The sequence below is a fragment of the Microvirga sp. GN3 genome (assembly GCF_055792825.1).
The window spans coordinates 1-21749 of sequence record NZ_JBVVAK010000027.1; the positions used below are offsets into that span (position 1 = coordinate 1).

Annotated in this window: 21 protein-coding genes and 1 tRNA gene; 9 read left to right on the forward strand and 13 right to left on the reverse strand. The window is 60.9% G+C overall.

Annotated elements, in window-relative coordinates; all coding sequences use genetic code 11:
- Window positions 1-123: sigma-70 factor domain-containing protein (locus tag ACS5Q1_RS14885; protein WP_473098998.1), on the reverse strand; the 123-nt coding region annotated here is incomplete at its 3' end.
- Window positions 124-310: 187 nt separating this feature from the next.
- Window positions 311-1309 (reverse strand): RluA family pseudouridine synthase, encoded by a 999-nt coding sequence (locus ACS5Q1_RS14890; protein ID WP_473098930.1) that lies wholly within the window; start codon window positions 1307-1309, stop codon window positions 311-313.
- A gap of 95 nt (window positions 1310-1404) precedes the next feature.
- On the opposite strand from ACS5Q1_RS14890, the gene ACS5Q1_RS14895 reads away from it, so the two are divergent.
- Window positions 1405-1480 (forward strand) — tRNA-Glu (locus ACS5Q1_RS14895).
- Between the two features lie 165 nt (window positions 1481-1645).
- Here ACS5Q1_RS14895 and ACS5Q1_RS14900 read toward each other — a convergent pair.
- The 5 genes from ACS5Q1_RS14900 to ACS5Q1_RS14920 all read right to left on the reverse strand — a co-directional run bounded on the left by ACS5Q1_RS14900 (window position 1646) and on the right by ACS5Q1_RS14920 (window position 5876).
- Window positions 1646-2056, reverse strand: a complete 411-nt coding sequence (locus ACS5Q1_RS14900; RefSeq protein WP_473098932.1) for a cytochrome b family protein — start codon at window positions 2054-2056, stop codon at window positions 1646-1648.
- A 371-nt stretch (window positions 2057-2427) separates the two neighbouring features.
- Window positions 2428-2589, reverse strand: a complete 162-nt coding sequence (locus ACS5Q1_RS14905; protein WP_473098933.1) for a hypothetical protein — start codon at window positions 2587-2589, stop codon at window positions 2428-2430.
- A 112-nt stretch (window positions 2590-2701) separates the two neighbouring features.
- Window positions 2702-4039, reverse strand: coding sequence for a TRAP transporter large permease (locus ACS5Q1_RS14910; protein ID WP_473098934.1), 1338 nt, complete (start codon window positions 4037-4039; stop codon window positions 2702-2704).
- Complete coding sequence (locus tag ACS5Q1_RS14915; RefSeq protein ID WP_473098935.1) at window positions 4039-4623, reverse strand: TRAP transporter small permease subunit; 585 nt, start codon at window positions 4621-4623, stop codon at window positions 4039-4041. The genes ACS5Q1_RS14910 and ACS5Q1_RS14915 overlap by 1 nt, the downstream gene beginning before the upstream one ends.
- A 116-nt stretch (window positions 4624-4739) precedes the next feature.
- The gene (locus ACS5Q1_RS14920) at window positions 4740-5876 is read right to left on the reverse strand and encodes a TRAP transporter substrate-binding protein (protein WP_473098936.1); all 1137 of its coding nucleotides are present in this window, start codon (window positions 5874-5876) and stop codon (window positions 4740-4742) included.
- A 354-nt stretch (window positions 5877-6230) separates the two neighbouring features.
- Between ACS5Q1_RS14920 and ACS5Q1_RS14925 the strand changes: the two genes are divergently transcribed.
- Entirely contained in the window at window positions 6231-6611 is a 381-nt protein-coding gene (locus ACS5Q1_RS14925) for a hypothetical protein (protein ID WP_473098937.1), read from the forward strand.
- Between the two features lie 72 nt (window positions 6612-6683).
- Here ACS5Q1_RS14925 and ACS5Q1_RS14930 read toward each other — a convergent pair whose 3' ends face one another.
- The 3 genes from ACS5Q1_RS14930 to ggt all read right to left on the reverse strand — a co-directional run bounded on the left by ACS5Q1_RS14930 (window position 6684) and on the right by ggt (window position 10695).
- The gene (locus ACS5Q1_RS14930) at window positions 6684-7874 is read right to left on the reverse strand and encodes an O-succinylhomoserine sulfhydrylase (RefSeq protein WP_473098938.1); all 1191 of its coding nucleotides are present in this window, start codon (window positions 7872-7874) and stop codon (window positions 6684-6686) included.
- Window positions 7875-7958: 84 nt separating this feature from the next.
- On the reverse strand, window positions 7959-8864 hold the full coding sequence (rfbD, locus tag ACS5Q1_RS14935; protein WP_473098939.1) for a dTDP-4-dehydrorhamnose reductase: 906 nt from the start codon (window positions 8862-8864) through the stop codon (window positions 7959-7961).
- A 76-nt stretch (window positions 8865-8940) separates the two neighbouring features.
- Window positions 8941-10695 carry a gamma-glutamyltransferase gene (ggt, locus tag ACS5Q1_RS14940; RefSeq protein ID WP_473098940.1) on the reverse strand — a complete coding sequence of 585 codons (1755 nt, stop codon included), beginning with the start codon at window positions 10693-10695 and terminating at the stop codon, window positions 8941-8943.
- Between the two features lie 191 nt (window positions 10696-10886).
- Between ggt and ACS5Q1_RS14945 the strand changes: the two genes are divergently transcribed.
- Together ACS5Q1_RS14945 and ACS5Q1_RS14950 are read left to right on the forward strand one after the other, a co-directional pair.
- The gene (locus ACS5Q1_RS14945) at window positions 10887-11114 is read left to right on the forward strand and encodes a hypothetical protein (protein ID WP_473098941.1); all 228 of its coding nucleotides are present in this window, start codon (window positions 10887-10889) and stop codon (window positions 11112-11114) included.
- 162 nt (window positions 11115-11276) lie between these two features.
- Window positions 11277-12605, forward strand: a complete 1329-nt coding sequence (locus tag ACS5Q1_RS14950) for an MFS transporter (protein ID WP_473098942.1) — start codon at window positions 11277-11279, stop codon at window positions 12603-12605.
- Here the strand turns inward: ACS5Q1_RS14950 and ACS5Q1_RS14955 are convergent.
- Entirely contained in the window at window positions 12557-13720 is a 1164-nt protein-coding gene (locus ACS5Q1_RS14955; protein WP_473098943.1) for a transglycosylase SLT domain-containing protein, read from the reverse strand. The two genes, ACS5Q1_RS14950 and ACS5Q1_RS14955, sit on opposite strands and share 49 nt — an antisense overlap.
- A gap of 368 nt (window positions 13721-14088) precedes the next feature.
- On the opposite strand from ACS5Q1_RS14955, the gene ACS5Q1_RS14960 reads away from it, so the two are divergent.
- Complete coding sequence (locus ACS5Q1_RS14960; protein WP_473098999.1) at window positions 14089-14880, forward strand: ABC transporter substrate-binding protein; 792 nt, start codon at window positions 14089-14091, stop codon at window positions 14878-14880.
- A gap of 11 nt (window positions 14881-14891) precedes the next feature.
- Here ACS5Q1_RS14960 and cobU read toward each other — a convergent pair whose 3' ends face one another.
- Together cobU and ACS5Q1_RS14970 are read right to left on the reverse strand one after the other, a co-directional pair.
- Window positions 14892-15437 (reverse strand): bifunctional adenosylcobinamide kinase/adenosylcobinamide-phosphate guanylyltransferase, encoded by a 546-nt coding sequence (gene cobU, locus ACS5Q1_RS14965; protein ID WP_473098944.1) that lies wholly within the window; start codon window positions 15435-15437, stop codon window positions 14892-14894.
- 6 nt (window positions 15438-15443) lie between these two features.
- Window positions 15444-16835 (reverse strand): sensor histidine kinase, encoded by a 1392-nt coding sequence (locus tag ACS5Q1_RS14970; protein WP_473098945.1) that lies wholly within the window; start codon window positions 16833-16835, stop codon window positions 15444-15446.
- Between the two features lie 250 nt (window positions 16836-17085).
- Here ACS5Q1_RS14970 and ACS5Q1_RS14975 point away from each other — a divergent pair, with 250 nt between their 5' ends.
- From ACS5Q1_RS14975 to pstC, 4 genes are all read left to right on the forward strand, one after another.
- A complete protein-coding gene (locus ACS5Q1_RS14975) occupies window positions 17086-18150 on the forward strand; it encodes a lysylphosphatidylglycerol synthase domain-containing protein (protein ID WP_473098947.1) in 1065 nt (354 codons plus the stop codon).
- A gap of 55 nt (window positions 18151-18205) precedes the next feature.
- Window positions 18206-19504: an ATP-binding protein gene (locus tag ACS5Q1_RS14980; RefSeq protein WP_473098948.1), complete on the forward strand. Its 1299-nt coding sequence runs from the start codon at window positions 18206-18208 to the stop codon at window positions 19502-19504.
- A 189-nt stretch (window positions 19505-19693) separates the two neighbouring features.
- Window positions 19694-20737 (forward strand): phosphate ABC transporter substrate-binding protein PstS, encoded by a 1044-nt coding sequence (gene pstS, locus ACS5Q1_RS14985; RefSeq protein ID WP_473098949.1) that lies wholly within the window; start codon window positions 19694-19696, stop codon window positions 20735-20737.
- Window positions 20738-20809: 72 nt separating this feature from the next.
- Window positions 20810-21745: a phosphate ABC transporter permease subunit PstC gene (pstC, locus tag ACS5Q1_RS14990; RefSeq protein ID WP_473099000.1), complete on the forward strand. Its 936-nt coding sequence runs from the start codon at window positions 20810-20812 to the stop codon at window positions 21743-21745.
- Window positions 21746-21749 lie beyond the last annotated feature (4 nt).

A 21749-nucleotide genomic window follows, 5' to 3' on the forward strand; every position in this document is an offset into this window, starting at 1 on the left:
CTCGCGCCAGCTTTTGGCGAGCATGTACTCCTCATGCGGCTCAAGCATGGGGAAGCGACGGATTTCGTCGAGATAGCGCGAAAGGCCCCCTTCATTGGCAAGCACTGGAAGCGCTGCAGCCATGTCTTCTCCTCCTTTGGCTCCCTCACCACGAGGCAAGCCTGGGGCGGCCCCCCTCCAGGGCCGGCCGCCTTGCCCCCTATATAAGCGGTTCAACCTTGTCCGAATAGAGGCGTCAGGCTTCAAGACGTGGTGAACGCTTCAGGGTCGCAAGGGTGCCAGCCTAACCTGATTTTGCGACCGATTGACGCTAAATTTCGGCCCGCAATGCCTGGAGAAGCGCAGCCATATCGGCGGGGAGGGGGCTCTCGAAACGCAGGAACTCCCCGCTGCGCGGATGCTCGAAGCCGAGGATCGCGGCATGCAGAGCCTGCCGGTTCAGGGCGTTCAGCGCCTCCTTCTGCGGCTCCGAGAGTCGGTTCGCCTTGGTCTTGAAGCCGGAGCCGTAGGTCGCATCCCCCAGGAGTGGGTGGCCGAGATGGGCCATGTGAACCCGGATCTGGTGCGTGCGTCCCGTCTCCAGCTCGCACCGGACCAGGCTCGCGATGGGTTGGGTGGGAGGCAGGCTCTCCTGAAGCTCGTAATGGGTGATGGCATAGCGACCGCGATCCTCGCCCACCACGACGATCTTCTCGCGGTTATGCGTAGAGCGGGCAAGGGCTGCCTCGACGGTCCCACGCCGCCGCTCGGGCACGCCCCAGAGGATCGCCAGATAGGCGCGCTTCAGTGGCCCGGTCCGGCCATGATCAGCGAATTGCGCTGCGAGTGCCTGATGGGCGAGGTCGTTCTTGGCGACCACCAGCAGGCCTGAGGTATCCTTGTCGAGGCGATGGACGATGCCGGGCCGCTTCACACCGCCGATGCCGGAGAGGCTCTCCCCACAATGGGCGATAAGGGCGTTCACCAGGGTGCCGGAATCGTGCCCGGCCGCCGGATGAACCACGAGCCCCGGCGGCTTGTCGATCACGATCACATCGTCGTCCTCGTAGACGATGGCAAGCTCCATCGTTTCGCCGGGAGGTTCCGCGGGAACGGGCGGCGGCACTGTCAGCGCAATCCGGACGCCGCCCGCAACCTTCCGATTCGGATCGAGGACGGGCACGCCATCGACGGCCACCTGACCATCGCGGATCAGCGCCTGCAGGCGGCTGCGCGACAGATCGGCCTGCAGCCGTGCCAGCACCCGGTCGAGCCGCTCGGCCGTAATACCGTCTTCCAAAAGCCATTCCTGTCGGGTCGCGTCGTTCACCGCATCCTCATTTCACCTGGGCCGTTCGCTTTTTTCAGCAAAAGGACTTGAAGGGATTCGGAAGGGTGGTTATACGAGCGGCCTCCACCTTGCTAGCTCCCTTCGTCTAGCGGTCTAGGACGTCGCCCTCTCACGGCGAAAACAGGGGTTCGAGTCCCCTAGGGAGCGCCAAAGGTTCGATAAGGCCAGCCTCGCCTCGTGCGGGGCTTTTGCTTTTTTGAACATCGGTGATCCAACTCCACTCAGAAGAGCGGCAGGTTCTGCAGGCGCGAAAGGGGACTTGCGGATGGTAGTGATGGGTGCTGGAGCGGCAGGAGCCGCCCCATCAGCTTGCTTTTACTCGGCCGGCGTCAGGCGAGCCTTCGGTGACGAGGCGATGTCACGGGTTGGCCTGAAGACGAAGTAGGCGAACAGAACCATTGCGGCGAGCACGATCAGCGACGCGAGCGCGGCAACCGGATCGGCAGCGGTGTAACCAAGATGAAGGGCGGCGACGGCGATGGTCAGGATGACGGTGCCGATCGACCAGACGATGACCTGGATCAGGGCCAAACGGCTCGTGTCGAGGGCCGGGCGGCGCTCGTAATAGATACCGAAGAGAAACAGGGACACCCAGCCGAGCAGGTTCAGGTGGGCGTGTGCCGGCATGATCGAGTGATCCTGGGATGCTGCCATTCCAATTCCCATCGCCATGCCTGCGATGACGAACAGAACGGCAAGCTTAAAGCTGAGCGACGACGCAGTCATAAAGGTCCTCCTGAAAAGTATTCCCGGGTTGGTTTGTTTTCGTTTTCACTACAACCGCGAGCACAATGTCCGATGCGTGGAAAATAACAACAGATTTTCAAGGTTATTTTGGTCAGCAATGTTATTAAGGATCTTATATTGGAGGCTGTTCTATAAACTCATTGCCGCCTTGCCTTTTATGTCGGGCGAGCCCGACAAAGAAACGGCCCGCTTTCGCGGGCCGTCGGAGCACTTCTGAGGGGCTAGAGCACTTTTCGGCGAATCTGGATTGGTGTGATCGTCTGCTCGCGAAATTCCAAGGTCGGGTTCTCAATGCTTTTGGCTGATCGTTCCCGGTCCAGCGGGGGATCACTTGCGAAGTGGTTGCCCTCTTAGCCGTTGGTTGACGTACCGCCACGCGAGCTGGGTCCCGCGCCTTTCTGGTCCTGGAGAGCATGCTCGCAACGCTCCACATGGCTTGCCGCGCGCAGCTCCAGCTCCTGCGTGTTGTGGCAGGGGTTCTCGATATCCTGATGGCAGTATTCGCACTTCATGATGGCCTCCTATGCGATACGAACAGGAGGCCAACGTGGACGGGAAGTCGGGGTTCCGCTGCCGGAGGGACTGCTGCACGGCGAAGCCTCAAGGCCGTCAAGCTGCTCGATCTCAGCCGTAGAGATAGCGAGGCAGCCAGAGGCCGAGTTCCGGAAAGGTGTAGAACATTGCCATGGCGACGATGACGAGAAACAGGAACGGCATTACACCGGCGAAGATGTCGTTGATACTCACATGCGGCGGCGCGATGCCCTTCAGATAGAAAGGTGCCATAGCGACCGGTGGTGACAGGAACGATGTCTGAATGTTGAGCGCGATCAGCACACCGAAAAAGATCGGGTCGATGCCGAAATTGTCGAGAAGCGGCAGGAAGATCGGTACGAAGATCACGACGATCTCGGTCCATTCCAAAGGCCAGCCGAGCACGAATATGATCACCTGCGTCAGGATCAGGAACCAGAACGGAGAAAGGTTCAGATGCGTGACGAAGGCCTCGATCGGCTGATGGCCGCCGAGGAAGGCGAAGATCGAGGAGAAGATGAAGGAACCGACGAAGAGCCAGCACACCATGGCGGATGTACGCGCGGTCAGGATCACCGATTCCTTCAGCTTGCCGAATGAGAGCGAACGATATGCTGCAGCGAGAAGGAGGCTGCCGAGTGCGCCGACGGCGGCGGCCTCGGTCGGCGTTGCAATACCGAAGAAGATCGCGCCCAGCACCGAGAGGATGAGCAGCGCCAGCGGGAAGAATGAGATAGTCAGCGACCAAATGATTTTCGCAAGGGGAACCTTCCGCTCCTCCAGGGGGAGCTTCGGCGCAAGACTCGGATTGAGCGCGCAGCGGATGAGCACGTAGAGCATGTAGAGCCCCGCAAGCATCAGACCTGGGAGCAGGGCGCCGGCATAGAGTTTCGGCACGGACACACCGGCTGTCGCGCCATAGAGGATCAGCATCACGCTCGGCGGGATGAGAATACCGAGGCAGCCGCCGGCACAGACCACGCCGGCCGAAAGCCGTACATCATAGCCGGCGCGCAGCATGGCCGGAAAGGCAAGGAGACCCATGAGGGTCACGACTGCACCGACGATGCCCGTTGCAGTGGCGAACAGGGCGCAGGTCATCAGCGTCGCGATAGCAAGCGAACCGGGAAGCCCGCCGACAGCGATCTGGATGGAGTGGAACAGCCGGTCGAGAATGTTGGCGCGCTCAATGATGTAGCCCATGAAGACGAAGAGCGGAATCGCGACGAGGGTGTCGTTCGTCATCACCGAATAGGCACGCTGCACCACGAGCGCGAACACGATGTCGCCCATGGCGAAGTAGCCGAAGCCGAAGCCCAGTGCCATCAGCGTGAAGGCGATGGGAAATCCGAACATGATGAAAACCACGAACAGGCCGAGCATCAGCACGCCCAGTTCGGGGTTTCCCAGCCCCCACGATGCCAGCATCAGACAGTCCCCTTCGTAAGGCCTTGTTGTTCTGCTTGCTCGAGAATGAGCTTTTCGGTTTCTTCGACGTCATGGAGCCGCGGTGGCCACTCGCCATTGCGCAGGCAGGTGATGCAGCGGATGACCTCCGCCACGCCCTGGAGCGCCATCAGCACACCCACGATCGGAATGAGCGCCTTGAACGGATAGATCGGCGGCCCATTGGGCGAGTTCATGGAGTGCTCGTTCATCAGCCAGGACATCTGCGTGAAGGGGATGCCGGCATAAATGAGGGCGATGATGCCGGGAAAGAAGAACAGGAAATAGAGGACGAGATCCAATCCCGCTTGCCGCCGAGGCGGCCAGGTGCGGTAAAGGAAGTCCCCTCTCACATGGCTGTTGCGGGCAAGCGCATAAGGGCCCGCCACCATGAAGAGAAGGCCATAGAGCATGTAGCTCGCATCGAACGCCCACTCGGTCGGAGACCGCAGCACATAGCGCGAGAATACCTCGTAACAGACGGCGAGGGTTAGGGCGACGATCGACCAGGCGACCGTCTTGCCGATGAAGGTGTTGATGCGGTCGATGAAATAGACGAAGCGCATGGATCGAAGCCCTTTCACGAGCTTTCGGAACGTGTCACGAGGGCGGCATGTCTTGTGCCGCCCTCGGTTTTAAAAAGAGCACTTCAGACGGGAGCAGGCTCCCTGTGCGCCGTTCTTCAGGTCGCCTTGAAGAAGTGGTCGTAGGCCATGTCGCGCGAGGGTTCATTCAGACGTTCATAGGCATAGGTGCGCTGCACCCAGGCTTTCTGACTGTCGATCACCTTCTTGAAGAACGGATCCTTCGAGAACTCGTCGATGACCTTGTTCCAGGCATCGAGCTGGACCTTTAGTACCGAGTCAGGCGTCTTCATCACCTTGACGCCGCGGGCGCGGATGGCCTCGAGATCCTTCGAGTAGCGGTCGAGTGCCTTCCAAGACATGTCCGCCGATTCCGACTCGGCAGCGTATTTGATGATGGCCTTCAACTCGGGTGGAAGCGCATCGTACTTCGTCTTGTTGAAGATGAGCTCGAAGGTCTCGCCGGATTGGTGATAGCTCTGGAGCATCAGGTTTTTCGAGACGTCGGGGAAGCCGAGCACTAGGTCCGAGGATGGATTGTTGAATTCGGCGCCGTCGATGACTCCACGCTCCAGCGCCGGCACGATCTCGCCGCCTGCAAGAATGGTGACCGCAGCGCCGAGTTGGCGGTTGAGGTCAGCAGCAAGCCCGACGGTGCGGTATTTCAGGCCTTTGAAGGCGTCAGCAGAGGTCACTTCGTTCTTGAACCAGCCGAGCGGCTGAGCCGGCATAGGGCCGGAGACGAAGCCGACAATGTTGAGCTTCAGGATCTGGTTCTGCAGCTCGTTGTAGAGATCGTAGCCGCCGCCATAGTTCATCCACCCGAGGAACGAGTTGGCGTTCCAGCCGAAGGACGGGCCCGTGCCGAAGAGAGCGAAGGCCTTGTTCTTGCCGTACCAATAGGCCGCAACACCGTGACCGCCGTCGAGAATGCCGGCATGGACGGCGTCCTGGAGCTGGAAGGCAGGAACGACCGCACCGGAGGCGAGAACGTCGAGCTTCAGACGCCCTCCGGACATGTCGTTCACGCGCTTGGCGAAATCATTGCAGAACTCGTGGAAGATGTCCCGGTTCGGCCAAGTCGACTGGAATTTCCATGTCGCCGTCTGGGCTCTTGATACCTGGGGAGCGGCGACCGTTGCTGCCGCTCCCAGGCCGGCAACCTGCAGGAACCGGCGACGAGATTGCTTGGATGCATTCGAAGTCTTTGACGCAGACGATTTGTCTTTCTTCACAGCTTCCTCCCTCACCCCTCGTTATTGTGAAGGACCGCGTTTTCTTGTGCTGGAACGCGTTATTCCTCGGGCGATGGTGCGTCATTTTGGCAGGCGGTGCAAGTGGGGGCTAATGAAACCTCGGGCATGCTGGAATTGCGGCTGAGTTTTACTTTCGAACATCAAGTAGATGCTACGACGTTAGTCGTATATGCGCTCCTTTACAGGCGGTGGGCAGCTGCAGCAGGTGCATCCAGGATCAGGAACCATGAGCCCTGTGGCCTGTTCACTTCAGGCGTCATGACGCGCAACCGCTAGAGTGCCTCGAAGAGATAATCGGGTTCCTCTATCGAGCGTCTCCGCAGGGAGATTCATATGAAAAGTGCTTTCATTCTGGCCGCCGGTCTTGTTCTCTTCGCAACAGGTGCCTTGGGTCAGGAATCGTCGCGAGATCGTGATGACTTCGGTCGCGGTGCCTGGCGCGAAAGTCGCGACGGCTGGGATCGCGATAGAGATCGCCGGCGCAGCCCGATCATGCGGGATGACGACGAGGACGACCGGCGCGGTCTTTATGAGCGCGGCGCCCGCTTCTTCCTGCGCAGCGGCGATACACAGCTTCGCGTCGTCTGCGGCAATCGGGAATCCACACAATCCTGTGTCGACGCGGCTTTACGCATGTTCGACCGGATGCAGTCCTCACAGGGTACGACCACCCGAGCACCGTCAACCCCGGCTCCCGCTCAGCCGCCTCAGTGAGCGGTTTTACGATCAGGGCCGTGATGTCACGCTTCGCTGCTCCGACATTTGGTCGGACAAACGCGGTGCGCGTCAGACCCTTTCAAGTGCATTGATGAGATCTGCCAACAGATCTTCCTGATGCTCCAGCCCCACTGACAGGCGTACGAGACCATCCGGGATACTCATCTCGGCCCGCTGTTCAGGAGTAAAGCGCTGGTGCGTGGTCGTCGCCGGATGGGTGACGAGGCTTTTCGCATCGCCCAGATTGTTCGAGATCCGGATCAGCTTCAGCGCATTCAGAAAGCGGAAGGCTCCGGCCTTTCCTCCCTTCACCTCAAGGGCGATCATGGTGGAGGCGCCGCTCATCTGGCGCCGGATCAGCTCGGCCTGAGGATGATCCGGGCGTCCCGGATAGGTCAGCCGCTGAAGCTTGGGATGATCGTGGAGGGCGTCCGCGAGATAGCCCGCCGTCGCCGTCTGCTTCTCGACGCGAAGTGGAAGTGTCTCCAGCCCTTTCAGGAGCACCCAGGCATTGAAGGGCGAGATCGACGGCCCCGTCATACGCAGAAACTGCTGCACCTTGGTCTCGATGAATTCGGTCGAGGCCAGGATCACGCCGCCCAGACATCGGCCTTGCCCGTCAATGTGCTTAGTCGCCGAATACACGACGCAATCGGCACCCAGCGCGAGGGGCTTCTGGAAGAGGGGAGTGGCGAAAACGTTGTCGACGGTCAGGGTTGCGCCAACCTCATGCGCGATGGCGGCAACGGCGGCGATGTCGATGATCTCGAGGCTCGGATTGGTCGGCGTTTCGAGCAGGAAGGCTTTGGTATTCGGCCGGACCGCGTCGCGCCATTGGTTGAGATCCGCCCCATCGACAAGGGTACAGCCGACGCCGAAGCGGGGCAGCAGATCCTCCACGACCCAACGGCAGGAGCCGAAGAGGGCGCGGGCCGCCACCACATGGTCGCCGGCTTGAACCTGCCCGACGATGGCTGCCGTGACCGCAGCCATGCCGCTCGCCGTGGCGCGGGCCGCCTCGGCCCCCTCAAGCGAGGCGATGCGTTGCTCGAAGGCATCAATGGTCGGGTTGGAATAGCGGCTGTAGCTGTACCCCGGCTCCTCGTTCAGGAAGCGCCTCTCGGCACTTTCCGCGCTTTCGTAAACAAAGCCTTGGGTTAGGAAGAGCGCCTCGGACGTCTCACCGAACGGTGTGCGCTGATGGCCCTCATGAACGAGGCGGGTTTCCAAACGATAATCGGGATGCTGAGGCGAGGTCATGAACCGATCCTACGATTGTTCTTTAAAAAGAACAATCGTCTTCTTCCACGGAAAGTTTCATAATTTCATTCTCCGATTGGGCGGTCAGCGAGCGACTTCCTTACGGGCTTCCTCGATTAGGCGCTTCACACAGGGCTCAAGAGAGGATCGCCAGGGCGGGAGTACCACGCCGTGGGCCTCCTTCAGCTTGCTGCAATCGAGCCTGGAATTGGCGGGCCGTTTGGCCGGCGTCGGATAATCTGCCGTTGCGATTGGGCGGACCTTCGCCGAGGGGCCACCGAACCGGGCCGACAGCGCAAAGATTTCCGTGGCGAATTCCGCCCAGCTCGCAAAGCCGGTTCCAGTCATGTGAAACAATCCGCGCAGGCTCCGGTCGTCTGGCTTTTCGAGCAGATTGCGGCTGACTGCGAAAATGCCGTCGGCAATGTCGAGGGCGCTCGTGGGCGAGCCGTGTTGATCGCCCACCACCCCGAGTTCCTCACGGTCGGCGGCGAGGCGCAGCATGGTCTTCACGAAATTCTTGCCGAAGGGGCTGTAGACCCAGGCTGTGCGGAGGATGACATGATTCTCCGCCTCGGCGGCCACGGCCTCCTCGCCCAGGAGCTTGGAGGCACCATAGGCTCCCAACGGGGAAACCGGATCGTCCTCGCGGTAGGGGCGGTCGGACGTGCCGTCGAAGACATAATCGGTCGACAGATGGATGACGGGGACGTTCATGGCAGTTGCCGCGCCGGCGACGACGCCCGCGCCGATGCCATTGATGGCATCCGCGAGCTCGGGATCGGATTCCGCCTGATCCACCGCCGTATAGGCGGCGGCGTTCACGATCACGTCGCCGCCGGTCTCGATCAGGGCATCCTCGATGCCTGACGGATCGGCAAGATCGAGCTTGGGACGGCCGACGAGTACCGCTTGCGCCCCATGGGCCTTCGCACGCTCTGCCAGGGCACGCGCGACCTGTCCTTCCTTGCCGACGACGATGATACGCATGGACACTCGCAATCCTCTTTGCAGTTCACTTTGATAGGGTAAGCGGCCCTATCGGGACAGAGCCGCTTAAGCCATGTCAGTTACCGATGGCAACGCCTTCGCGGCGGCTGTCGGCGCCGCCGACCAGTCCTGCAGGCGTCACGACGATAACATGAATGCCGGAATTCTGGTCGATCAGCTTGACCTCGTGGCCCTTTGCTTCCAGCCCAGCCTTCCATCCTTCGGCTTCCGTTCCTGCCTCAAGTTCCGTCGGGCCATTGCGGCTGCCTACATTGGGAAGATCGGCGGCAACCTGAGGATCGAGCTTCCAGTCCAGGATGCCCACGAGGGTCTTGGCCACGTAGTTGATGATCAGGCTGCCCCCTGGCGAGCCCACAACCGCATAGAGCTTGCCGCTGCCGTCGAGCACGATGGTCGGCGCCATGGAGGAGCGGGGACGCTTGCCCGCCTCGACGCGATTGGCGATGGGTTTGTCGTCTTCCGTTGTGGCAAAGGAAAAGTCGGTCAGCTCGTTGTTGAGCAGGAAGCCGCTCTTCGCCATCAGTCTCGCGCCGAAGCCGTCTTCGATCGTGGTCGTCATCGACACCGCATTGCCGTTGCGATCCACGATCGACATGTGGCTCGTGCCGAACTCGATACCGTCCGATGCGCCCCACAGGAAGGTCTTCTGGAACGGCGGATCGCCGGGCTTCGCCTTGCCCATGGACTTGTTCGGATCGACGAGAGCCGCGCGGCTCTTGAGATAACCGGGATCGGTCAAGCCCTTGACCGGCACATTCACGAAGGCGGGATCAGCCAGGAAGAGTGCCCGATCCGCGTAGGCGAGGCGGCCCGCTTCCGCGATCCAATGCACCGCATCAGGCCCGGGCTTCAGAGCCGCCATGTCCTGCGTTTCCAGGATGCCCATGATCTGCTGCACCGCGACCTGCCCGGAACTCGGCGGGCCCATGCCGCAGATCCTGTAGGTTCGGTAGTTGCCGCATACGGCATCACGCTCCTGGACCTTGTAGCCTTTCAGATCGTCCAGGGTCATGTCGCCCGGGTTCGTGGCATGGCCGGTCACGGTCCTCACGATGTCCTGTGCGATCTCGCCCGTGTAGAAGGCGTCGGCACCCTTGTCGGCGATGGTGCGCAGGGTCTCGGCGAAGGCCGGGTTCTTGAGAACGGTTCCCACTGCTTTCGGCTTGCCGTCGGCCTCGTAGAAATAGGCGCGCGCGGTGGGATCGCTCTGGAGATATTTTTCCTGGGTCAGAAGGCCGTTGAGGCGCGGTGAAATCGCAAAGCCTTCCTCGGCGAGACGTGCCGCTGGTTCGATCACCTGCGGCCAGGAGAGCTTGCCCCAGTTCCTGTGAGCCGTTTCCAGCAGGCGCAAAGTGCCCGGCACACCCACTGAGCGGCCGCCGACCACGGCATCGTAGAATTTCATCGGCTTGCCGTCAGGCCCGAGAAAGCGTTCGGGCTTTGCCGCAGCGGGAGCCGTTTCACGACCGTCGAGCGTGGTCATGGTCTTTCCGTCCCAAAAGACCATGAAGGCGCCGCCGCCGATGCCGGAGCTCTGCGGCTCGACGAGATTGAGAACAAGCTGAACAGCAATGGCCGCATCGACGGCGCTGCCGCCAGCAGCAAGAATTTCCCGGCCCGCTTGCGCGGCCAGGGGATTGGCAGCGGCAACCATGTCCCTCGTCGCCGTGCCTGCAGGCTTGAGCGTACGCCCCGTGGGAGCTTCGGGGGAAGGAGCGAGAGCCTGGGCGAAAACCGGTGCAGATAAGGGAAGGCTGGCAAGAAGGCCGAGGCCAACAAGACCTCGCCGAAGAGCACTCCGAGTGATCATACTAATATACTCCCTCTTCTGTCGTTGAACCCAACGGGCTGGAGATGAGCCTAACAAAGGACCATCCCTTTGCGCCACTTCCATCGTTTCAAAGAGAAGAAGAAATTCTGCTTTTGTTGCGCTGCAATATCACACTCCTGTCACTCTTTTCCGGCAGGGTGCGATTCGTGATGCGAATAAGGGAGCAGGACATGTACTCATATAATCTGTTCCGAAGTACGAAGCCGGACGGTTTGGTTTGTGCTGTTCCGGAAGAGCGTTCGGTTCCTTCGTTCGTCGTCGAACCGCATTGGGAATTCGGCGGACGGATCGAGAGCCAGGAAGCGCCCCTCGGCTTCGACCGGAAGGCCGCCGTGGAAGGCGTGCGCTTCAACGGGTTCTATCTTTTCGCAAGCTTTCAGAAGGATCGTCCAGGCTAGTGAGAACTGACGATCTTTGCCGCATGTCCGGCGCATTCGGCCGGGTATGCCGAACCGACTAAAGAACATCCACTCGGTTCGGATCGACTCTTGATCTTGGGCGGCACCTGTTTTCTATCTTACTGACTTGCGTCTTCGCCGCTTCGTATCACCGATTCGATTGTGAACTCCTCCCTCGCCCTCATCTGGACTATCACGGCCGCAACCACCTTGCTGCAGGCTGGGAATGGTCTGCTGCAGGCCCTGATGCCCTTGCGCATGCAGGCGGAGGGAATCTCCGTCGCCTCCATCGGCGTCGTCGCAGCGGCTTACGGACTTGGTTTCTCGACAGGCTGCTTCCTAGCCCCGAGTTTCATTCGTCACGTGGGCTACATCAGGGCCTTTGCCAGCCTTGCAGCGATGGTGTCCGTCCTGATCCTCGTCATGACCCAGGCTCACTCGACGTTGGCGTGGATCATCCTGCGTGGGCTGACGGGCGTGACACTGGCCTGCATCTTCACCGTCACTGACGGGTGGATCAGCGCCCGCGCCACATCGAGCCATCGCGGGCGGATCCTGTCGATCTACATGATCTGCACAAAGGTCGCCCTGATGCTGTCGCCGCTCGGGATCAGCTTTGGGGATATCCGCACGGACGGATTGTTCATGACGGTGAGCGCGCTGATCACGCTCTCGCTCCTGCCCATCGCCGCGACGATGACGAAGGAACCGCCTGCGCCGCAGGGCGTGCGGATCGAGGTGAGAAAGCTGTTCGCGACGGCTCCCTCAGCGGTAGTCGGAGCGTTCGTGGTCGGCTTGGTCAACGGCCCCGTCATCGCCATCACACCCGTCTTCGGCGTCAGCATCGGATTGAGCCAGGATCAGGCCGCCGCGCTTCTGTTTGCGCTGCAGGCCGGCAGCCTCGCGATGCAATGGCCGCTTGGGTGGCTCTCAGACCGGGCGGATCGCCGCTATGTGATCGCCGGGCTCGCGGCGGGAACGAGTCTCATTTCGCTTCTGATCTTGTGGGCGAGCGCGCAGGGCGTGAACTTGCTGATCCTATGGTCCTTCGCGGCCTGGGGTGGTTTGGCCCTCTGTATCTATTCCGTCTGCGTGGCCCATGCCTGCGATATCGTGGAGCCAGGGCAGATCGTTTCTACCGTCGGTACTCTGCTGTTTTCCTGGGCTGCCGGCGTCACCGTGGGGCCGCTGTTCGGTGCTGCGGCGATGGAGATGATGGGGCCGAAGGGGCTGTTCATCTACTCCGCCTTGGCCTCGCTGGGACTCGTCGTCTTCATCGTGATGCGGATCCTTCAGGTTCAGCGTTCTCCTGCCAAGGGAGGCTTTGCGGACATCGCACCCACCAGCTCCGCTACGGCCAGCCTGACGCCTCGCGCAGACATCAATGCTGTTGAGGATCCGGTCCCGACATCGAGCAATTCGGGCGAGGTGGACGAGTCCAATCAGAAGGCCGAAGCGTCTGCAGTGGCCCGGGCCGATACCGCCTCGTAACGGTTGAGGCGCTTGTCGATCATATCGTCGATTTTGTCGTAGACCTCGGCCACGCTGAGCTGGCGGGTCTTCTTGCCGTCCTTGGTGAAGAACAGCGACTTGTTGGACTTCGCGGCGGCCGGGAAGGCGTCAGGGGCGCTCTTCTTCGGAGTGTCGTCCACCAGCGCGATGAACTTGCTTGCGCTGTCGACCCCGAAGAAATGGGACAGATAGAATTCCGAGCGGCTCAGCTTGCGCCCGAGCTTGGCTTCGATCTTCGTCTTATCACGCTTCATCATCTCGGCGGCCATGAGAGCCGAGATGTAAGGATTGCGGCGCAGACCGAGAATGTGCTGGCGCATGCTTGTATCCGCGACATCGATCTTCGCACCCGCGCCGACGATCGCTTCTGCTTCGGCGATCAGGCCATGCAAGGGGCCAAACGACCGCACGGCTTCGAGCCATGTACTGGAAATAAACTGGAACAGACCGACGGCAGACGATGTCGAAGCCTTATTGCCGGGCAGAAAGCTCGATTCCTTGTCCGCCAGGGCCATCATATAGACCGGATCGGCACCGGTCAGCTTGGAGGCGCGCATGATCGTGTCGACGATCCAGACAGGCACCCGCATCTCCTCGAATTCCATGAATTCGGTGAGTTCGCGGGAAACGGGTTCCTCGTCCTTGCGGGTCTCCGGGGACGGTGCATCGGATAGGGGAATGGACAGGATGATCTGCTTCTGCAGTTCGGCCGGCGTCGCCTCGACAGCTGCAACTGGAACGATCGCTTCGAGAGGATCGGCAGGGGCAGCTTCTTCCGTGGACATAGTGAACGGTGTCGCCGCGGGGGCGGATGGCATCTGAATGGCCCTCTGACTGGCATCGAGGGCAGCCGGCAGCGTTGTCCACGGTTCCGCTGCCGAGGCGGAGCGCGTGTGGACCGCCGTGCCGATAGCAATCGTCAGGCAGGCGCCGAGACCGAAGCACTTGGTGAGGTCCAGCAGGGTTCTTCCTCCCTGCAAGCGTGAGCGCTGGCGGGATTCAACACGGGACTTGGGCCCGTTCTGCTTCTCAATTTTGAGGCAAATAGCCGTCTGCTGGCACGCGTCCTGAGACGCTGTCAGAGCGATTTGCATATGAATAAGCCCCCAGGAATGCACCGCTTCTCCGCCACGGCGGGTGCACGGTCGTTCTTCGTTCAACTGAGGCAAGTATGTGGTAGGTCGTTATGTCCAGAATAGGTCAGCTTGGCCTTAAATTTCTGAAATTGTTCCAGTGTGCGACCTTTTGTGCCTACTCATCTACACAGGGTTACCATCGAACATCTATAATTTGGAAGGAAATAATCTGAACAAATCTTAATCTTTTGACGGCGAAATGTCGCAATCTTAATGATGCAATAGGTAAGACCAGATCTGCTCCCTGGCCCGGAATATCGCTCATGTCTCGACAAGGCTTCAGGTGCCTGCTTGGAAATGTCCTACGGCTCGGCCTGACACTGACGATTGTCGGCCCAGCACAGGCTCAATCGAAACCTGAGCGGGTCGCTTCCCTTAATCTCTGCACGGATCAACTGCTTCTCGCCCTAGCGGATCGCAATCAGATTGCCTCCTTGAGCCGTCTCGCGCGAGACCCGTCAATGGCCTTCCTAAGCGATCAGGCCGCCGAGATTCCCCTGAATGACAGCAGCGCGGAAACGATCCTGTTCAGCCGGCCGGACCTTGTGCTGGCGGGCACCTATGGCCAGCAGGAACAGGTTGCTTTGCTGAGACGGCAAGGATTGGACGTGCTGCCTCTCGGGCCTTGGGCGGGCCTGGAGGATGGCCGTGGGCAGATCCGTACCCTGGCCCGCAGGCTTGGGCATCCGGACCGCGGCGAGGCACTGATCGCCCGGATCGATGCGGCCCTGGAGCGGGCGAGGGGGATCGTCCCGGCAAAGCGCAGCATCCTGGTCTATGAGCGAGGCGGATGGGTCATGGCTCCCCATTCGCCACTCGGCGAGATTCTGGTTCACATGGGTTTTCGGCTGCACCAAGAGGCCCTGGAGCTGGCTCAGGGCGGTGTCGCGCGTCTCGAAGCCATTGTCACGACGCCGCCGGATTTCATGCTCGTCGATGCGGCATCACGCCAAGCGGTCGACAACGGTACCGCGCTCTTCGCTCACCCCGCCCTTGCGGAGGCCGTGCCTTTGGATCGGCGCCTGGCACTGCCGGGCAAGCTCACGATCTGCGGTGGGATCTCAACGCCCGTCGCCATCGATACGTTGAGCGCCGAAGTCCGGGCCAGAGTACGCTGAGCGAGGAAGCTTTACTCCAGCCTCAGCCGCAGGGGAGGGGCCGGCTTGAGCAGGATCGGGCAGCCCGCAGCCACGAAGACGACCGCGTCGCAAGCCTCCGCGATCCGCTGATTGAGGCGGCCCTGCTCGTCGCGGAATGTACGTCCCAACGGCGTCGGCGGCACGATGCCCTGGCCGACCTCATTCGAGACCAGGATCAACGGACCCTGTGCCTCCCGTACCGCCTGAATCAGTCGGTCCGCCTCATGGGTAGGATCGCGCTCGGCCAGGACGATGTTCGAGAGCCAGAGCGTCAGGCAATCGACCAGCACGGCTTTTCGAGGTGCGGCCTGAGCCTGAACGGCTTGCACAAGATCCAACGGAGCATCGATCGTTTGCCAGGATTGATCGCGCTCGGCTCGATGCTGCGCGATGCGCGAGCGCATTTCATCGTCGAAGGCTTGGGCCGTGGCGATGTAGGTTCGATCTGGCGACGTGCTTTCGGCCAGTTGAAGGGCTGTGCGGCTTTTTCCGGAGCGTGCTCCGCCCAGCACAAGGACGCGACGATAGAAGGTCATGGTCGATCAAGCTGTCAGGCGATTGAGCGGCAGGATCATATGAACGCGCAAGCCTTCCGGGCGCCAGTCCCGATCGAGCGTACCGCCGAGCTGTCCGGTGATGCTTCGCTGCGACAGCTGGGTGCCAAACCCTTCAAAGGTGGGAGGGCTCTCAATCCGCGGACCACAAGCCTCGGTCCAGAGAAAATCGACATTCTCATTCTGCAACGTCCACTGAATGGACAACTCGCCCTCCGGGCAGGACAGGCAGCCATATTTGGCGGCGTTCGTAGCCAGTTCGTGCAGCACGAGAGCAAGGCTGGTGGTTGTATTGGAGCCGACGAGAACGCTTGGTCCCTCGATCGTGATCTTGTTCTGGCCGGCCTGTCGATAGGGCTCGAGGACCGCTTCGATCAGCCGGGCAAGTTCCACATCCGCACCTGCGCCTATCTCGCTTGCTGAGGCAGGCTGAACCAGTTCATGCGCCCGCGAGAGCGCACTCAGGCGCCCACGTAGGGCATTCGCCATATCCTTGGGATCCTTGGCCGTGCGGGCGGTCATCGAGACCATGCCGTTTGCGATGGCAAACAGATTCTTGACGCGATGGTTGAGTTCCCGTGTCAGAAGCTTCTGGCCCTCTTCCAGGGCATGGCGCTCAGTGATATCGCTGACGACGCCATAGAGACTGATAGCGCGATAGGTACCGCCTTCATTGGAATAAAGGGCCTGTCCGTGCGAGCGGAACCAGCGGAGCTTTCCGTCGGGCAGGATGGCGCGGTACTGGCTGTCGTATTGACCGTCGGATCCGGGAGCAGCCGCCGCCGCAATCCGCGCCTTGACCGCCTCCACGTCGTCCGGATGGATCATTTGCCAAGCCTCTTCGAGAGTGAGGCTATACAATCCGTTATGGGGAAGATGGTAGAGGGTGCAAGTACCCTCGTCCCAGGTGATCAGGCTCTTTTCCAGATCGATCTGCCAGGTCCCGAGATCGGCGGCCTCGAGTGCGAGCCGATATTGGCTCTCAAGCAGACGAACGGCTTCTTCCGCCGTCTTCTGAGCATCGATATTGGTGCTCGTGCCGAACCAGCGGGTGATCTTTCCGGTCAGGTCCTGGATCGGAATGGCCCGGCTGAGAAACCATTCGTAGCCTCCGGCGGCGTTCCTGACCCGATATTCCCATTCATAGGCCTGTCCGGTTTCAAGGGAACGACGCCATTGCTCCCGGACCTGAGGCAGATCGTCAGGGTGAATGGTAACTTCCCAGCCGTTTCCTAAAAATTGCTCGCCTGAAAGTCCGGTAAACTCACGCCATCGGCGATTCACGTAATCAACAGATCCATCAGGGCGGGTCGACCAGACGAGTTGAGGCAGAGACTCCGCCAGAACAGCAAATTGCGTTTCTGTTTCCTTGAAATCCACTCAAAACTCCTGAGGCCGCCCCTGTGGCCAAGTCTCCGATCAAGGGAATCATTGTTGTAGGCCTTTTTCGAGGCTGACAACCCACATCGGGTTCCAGTGGCGATTTCTCCGGCGAAAGAGTAGCGCCGGCCTTGCGAAACCATTAAAAGGCCGGCGGCGTCTGGCAGTTCCTCCTGCCAGCGCATAGATGCAGGACAGCCCTCGTACCCCGATGCGATCTTTTCCACGCTGAGGCTGATTGACCGCTTTCATGAATGATATGAGTCCCCAGCCGGTATCGCCACCGGAGATGTCCTCTGCCGAAGCCCTTCATCCGAAGGAGCGTCGCTCCCGTCGGTTCGCCTGGATCGGGATGGCGGCGAGCATCATCCTGTTTGGTGCGTCACTGGTGGTTCTCTGGCACATCGTGTCAGAAATCGATGTCAATGAATTGAAAGCCGCTTTCACGGCTGCCAGCCTGCGCCAGATCGGTCTCGCAATCCTCTTCACCGCCATCAGCTACAGCCTGCTGACCTGCTACGATGCCATCGCTCTGCGGCAGCTCAAGCTGCAGATTCCCTACCGCACGACCGCTCTCGCGTCCTTCACGAGCTATGCGGTGAGCTTTACTCTCGGGTTCCCGCTTCTGACGGCTGGCACGGTCCGTTACTGGATCTATTCCCCGAAGGGAGTGAGCCCGGGGCGGGTGGCGAGCCTCACGGTGATCGCCGGGGTGACCTTCTGGCTTGGCATGGCCCTGGTTTTGGCCTGGAGCCTGATCAGGATGGCCGACGAGCTGGCGAGCCTCGTCTATACCCATATCTGGATGAACCAGCTTCTGGGCCTGGGTGCCGCCGTCTTTGTCCTCACTTACATGGTGTGGGTCTCGATCAAGCGCCGCGCCGTGAAGATTCAGGGCTGGAAGCTGGAGCTGCCGGGCTTTCGCCTATCGCTTGCCCAGATCCTGATCGGCGCGGGCGATGTCTGTGCTGGCGCCGGCGTTCTCTTCGTGCTCCTGCCCGGAGGGCACAATCTCAGCTTCGAGACCTTCCTGGCGGTCTATATCTTCGCCGTCATGCTGGGTGTCGCAAGTCATGCGCCGGGAGGGCTCGGAGTCTTCGAGGCAACCATTCTGCTGGCCTTGTCGAACTATCCCCGCGAGCCGGTGCTGGGCGCGCTGCTTCTTTACCGCCTCTGCTATTACCTCATCCCCTTCGTGATCGCCCTTGCGATCCTCGGCGCCTACGAGATCCGCAATCGCATCCGGTCGGCCCGGCTGGCTTTCAAGCCGGATGAGAACGATGTCCCTGGCGAGGTCGAGCTTGGCGGGAGATGACACTTGGCGGAGCCTGTCCTAAAGAGTGCAGGCAGCGCCTCCAAGACATTTTCCCATGAGCAATCCCGACGACCTCACGCCGGACCCTAGCCGGCAGAGCGCCACTCCGATCCGTGACGCCGCTTTGCGCGGTGCTGTCGTGACCTGTTTCGTGCTGGTCGTCGTCGCGCTGGTGCGGGGTTATGGGGATGCATGGCTCCTGTTCTGGGCCATGGTGGCCATTCTCGCCGGTTTTCTCGTCGCCGGCCCCAAGCGCAGCCTCGGACTCGGTGCCGGAATTACATCACAGCCGAGGGCGGCCCGGCGCTCCAGCGTCGCCGAGGCAGTTCTCGCCCAGATCCCCGATCCGGTCATTCTGGTGGACCAGCGGTCGGTGGTGATCGAGGCCAACAGGGCCGCCTATGATCTCCTGACGGGGCTGAAGACGAGCCACCCCTTGTCCTTTGCCCTGCGCACCCCGGACGTACTCGACGGCATTCAGGAGGTCCTGGAAAGCGGCGAGGCCCTGAAGGTCGAGTATTCCGAGAGAATTCCGACCGAGCGGACTTTCGAGGTGCATATCGGCCCCCTCCAGGCCGATGTGGCCGATCCCGAGGTCAAGGCCGGCGTCGTCCTGTTCTTCCGCGATCTCACCTCCGCCCGGCGGCTCGAGGCCATGCGGGCCGATTTCGTCGCCAATGCGAGCCATGAACTGCGCACCCCGCTGGCCTCGGTCCTCGGCTTTATCGAAACCCTGCAGGGCCCGGCTCGCGACGACGTCAAGGCGAGAGAACGCTTCCTCGACATCATGAAGGGGCAAGCGCAGCGTATGAAGCGCCTGATCGACGACCTTTTGTCCCTGTCGCGCATCGAGATGCGCGCCCACCTCTCGCCGACTCAGACCCTCGACTTTGCCTCCATCGCCGCCCAGATGGTGGAAACCCTCTCGCCTTTGGCGAAGGAGCGGGGGGTGGTTATCAAAGTCACGCTGCCGGACCGGCCCGTCTTCGTGTTCGGTGACCGGGACGAACTTCTGCGCGTTGCCGAGAACCTGATCGAGAACGCTGTGAAATACGGCGAGAGCGGCGGGAGGGTGGATGTCGAGGTCGCCCGTATCGAGGGGCCGACTCCGCAGGTTGCCTTCTCCGTGCAGGATTACGGCCCTGGCATCGCGCCAGAGCACCTGCCGCGCCTGACCGAGCGGTTCTACCGGGTCGATGTCGTCCAGAGCAGGGACAAGGGAGGGACGGGCCTCGGCCTTGCCATCGTCAAGCATATCGTCAACCGCCATCGGGGCCATTTCGATATTGCCAGCGAACCGGGGCAGGGCGCCCGTTTTACCGTGCGGCTCCCGGAGGCAGCGCCTCGTCCTTAGCGGCCGATCCTGTCACGCCAACTGTCATCCACTGGCACAAATCCAGGCCTCTCAAGGATCCTTTGGGGGTGTCATGTAATTGTCATCCAACTGTCGTAGAGGAGACATCCGTCGGGCCTAGCTGTCCCATCGCGTGACGCGGCCCAGGCTTCAAAGCGGCCTGTCGCGCTTATGAACAGGAGACTTACCGTGAAGATTTTGTCCTACGCCATTGCGGCTGGCCTTGCCGTCGCGAGCCTTACGACCACGGCATCTGCTGCTGACATCACCGGCGCAGGCGCGACCTTCCCCTTCCCGGTCTATTCGAAGTGGGCTGAGGCCTACAAGAAGGAGACTGGCAACGGCATGAATTATCAGTCGATCGGTTCTGGCGGCGGCATCAAGCAGATCCAGGCCAAGACCGTCGATTTCGGCGCGACCGATGCCCCGATGAAGGGCGAGGATCTTGAGAAGAACGGCCTTCTGCAGTTCCCGACCGTGATGGGTGCTGTCGTTCCCGTCGTGAACATCCAGGGTGTCCAGCCCGGTCAGCTCAAGCTCACAGGCCAGGTTCTGGCGGATATCTTCCAAGGCAAGATCGCCAAGTGGAACGATCCCAAGATCGCTCAGCTGAACGCCGGCGTGAACCTCCCCAACGCCAATATCACCCCGGTCTATCGCTCCGACTCTTCGGGCACGACCAGCGTGTTCACTACCTACCTGTCGCAGGTCTCCGATGCCTGGAAGTCCGAGCTCGGCGCCGGCACCACGGTCAACTGGCCGATCGGTCAGGGCGGCAAGGGTAACGAGGGCGTGGCCGCTACGGTGAAGCAGGTTCCGAACTCGATCGGCTATGTCGAATACGCCTATGCCAAGCAGAACAACATTCCTCACACTCTGCTTCAGAACAAGGCCGGCAAGTATCCGCAGCCTGAGATCAAGTCGTTCCAGGCCGCTGCCGCCAGCGCCAACTGGTCGTCGGCTCCCGGTTTCGGCATCTCGCTGACCAACCAGGCAGGCGATGATGCTTGGCCGATCACGAACCCGACCTTCATCCTGGTCTACAAGACTGCGGACAAGCCGGAGCAGGCGGCTGAGGTGCTGAAGTTCTTCGACTGGTCCTTCAAGAGCGGCGACAAGCTTGCGTCCGACCTCGACTACGTCCCGCTGCCGGACAACGTCGTCGAGCAGATCCGCGCAATCTGGTCGAAGGACATCAAGACCAGCTCCGGTCAGCCCGTCTACAAGATGTAAGCTGGTCACAGACTTAATCGTGGAGTAAGGCGGATGGCTGTTTTGTCTGATGAGATCGTCGTGTCGAACAACATGCAGACCGTCCGCCGCCGTTCTTCACCTGTCTTCGATCAGGGCTTTCGCTGGGCAAGTTACGGCTCTGCCCTGATTGTTCTTGCCGTCCTCGCCGGAATCCTCGGCACGATGGTTTATGGTGGATGGTCCGCCTTCCAGGAATTCGGTTTCGGGTTCATCACGTCCAGCATCTGGAACGTGGGAGCGGAACAATTCGGCGCCTGGGTTGCCATCACCGGCACGTTGACCTCGGCTCTAATCGCTCTTGCGATTGGTGTGCCGATCTCCATCGGCATTGCGATCTTCCTGACGCAGCTCTGTCCGCCGTGGCTCCGGCGTCCAGTCTCGACCGTCATCGAGCTGCTGGCTGCGGTGCCGAGCATCATCTACGGCATGTGGGGCCTTTTCGTTTTCGCTCCGCTCTTCGCCAACTACGTCCAGATTCCTCTCACGACCATCGTGGAGGGCATTCCGATCCTCGGAACCATTCTCTATGCGCGCGTGCCGTCCGGTGTCGGCATGCTGACGGCAGGAATTATTCTGGCGATCATGATCATTCCCTTCATCGCGTCGATCACACGCGACATGCTGGATCAGATCCCCAGCATCCTGCGCGAGAGCGCCTACGGCATTGGCTGCACCACCTGGGAAGTGGTGCGCTACGTTTTGATTCCTCAGGCCGGCGTCAGCATCATCGGCGCCATCATGCTCGGCCTCGGGCGCGCCCTTGGCGAGACGATGGCGGTCACCTTCGTGATCGGTAATGCGAACCGCCTGTCCCTCTCGCTCTTCGACCCAAGTTCGACGATCGCTTCCCGTATCGCGAACGAGTTCAATGAAGCATCCGGAATGCATATGAGCGCCTTGCTGGCACTCGGCTGCATTCTGTTCGTGGTCACTTTCATTGTTCTTGCTCTTGCACGTCTTCTGATCGCCCGCGTGAAGACTCCTTAAGAGG

Bases quoted from the DNA above. Each gene is read 5' to 3' on its own strand.
- ACS5Q1_RS14900 (WP_473098932.1), bottom strand. From the start codon at position 2,056: ATGACTGCGTCGTCGCTCAGCTTTAAGCTTGCCGTTCTGTTCGTCATC.
- ACS5Q1_RS14905 (WP_473098933.1), bottom strand. From the start codon at position 2,589: ATGAAGTGCGAATACTGCCATCAGGATATCGAGAACCCCTGCCACAAC.
- ACS5Q1_RS14910 (WP_473098934.1), bottom strand. From the start codon at position 4,039: ATGCTGGCATCGTGGGGGCTGGGAAACCCCGAACTGGGCGTGCTGATG.
- ACS5Q1_RS14915 (WP_473098935.1), bottom strand. From the start codon at position 4,623: ATGCGCTTCGTCTATTTCATCGACCGCATCAACACCTTCATCGGCAAG.
- ACS5Q1_RS14925 (WP_473098937.1), top strand. From the start codon at position 6,231: ATGAAAAGTGCTTTCATTCTGGCCGCCGGTCTTGTTCTCTTCGCAACA.
- ACS5Q1_RS14930 (WP_473098938.1), bottom strand. From the start codon at position 7,874: ATGACCTCGCCTCAGCATCCCGATTATCGTTTGGAAACCCGCCTCGTT.
- rfbD (WP_473098939.1), bottom strand. From the start codon at position 8,864: ATGCGTATCATCGTCGTCGGCAAGGAAGGACAGGTCGCGCGTGCCCTG.
- ggt (WP_473098940.1), bottom strand. From the start codon at position 10,695: ATGATCACTCGGAGTGCTCTTCGGCGAGGTCTTGTTGGCCTCGGCCTT.
- ACS5Q1_RS14945 (WP_473098941.1), top strand. From the start codon at position 10,887: ATGTACTCATATAATCTGTTCCGAAGTACGAAGCCGGACGGTTTGGTT.
- ACS5Q1_RS14955 (WP_473098943.1), bottom strand. From the start codon at position 13,720: ATGCAAATCGCTCTGACAGCGTCTCAGGACGCGTGCCAGCAGACGGCT.
- cobU (WP_473098944.1), bottom strand. From the start codon at position 15,437: ATGACCTTCTATCGTCGCGTCCTTGTGCTGGGCGGAGCACGCTCCGGA.
- ACS5Q1_RS14975 (WP_473098947.1), top strand. From the start codon at position 17,086: ATGAATGATATGAGTCCCCAGCCGGTATCGCCACCGGAGATGTCCTCT.
- ACS5Q1_RS14980 (WP_473098948.1), top strand. From the start codon at position 18,206: ATGAGCAATCCCGACGACCTCACGCCGGACCCTAGCCGGCAGAGCGCC.
- pstC (WP_473099000.1), top strand. From the start codon at position 20,810: ATGCAGACCGTCCGCCGCCGTTCTTCACCTGTCTTCGATCAGGGCTTT.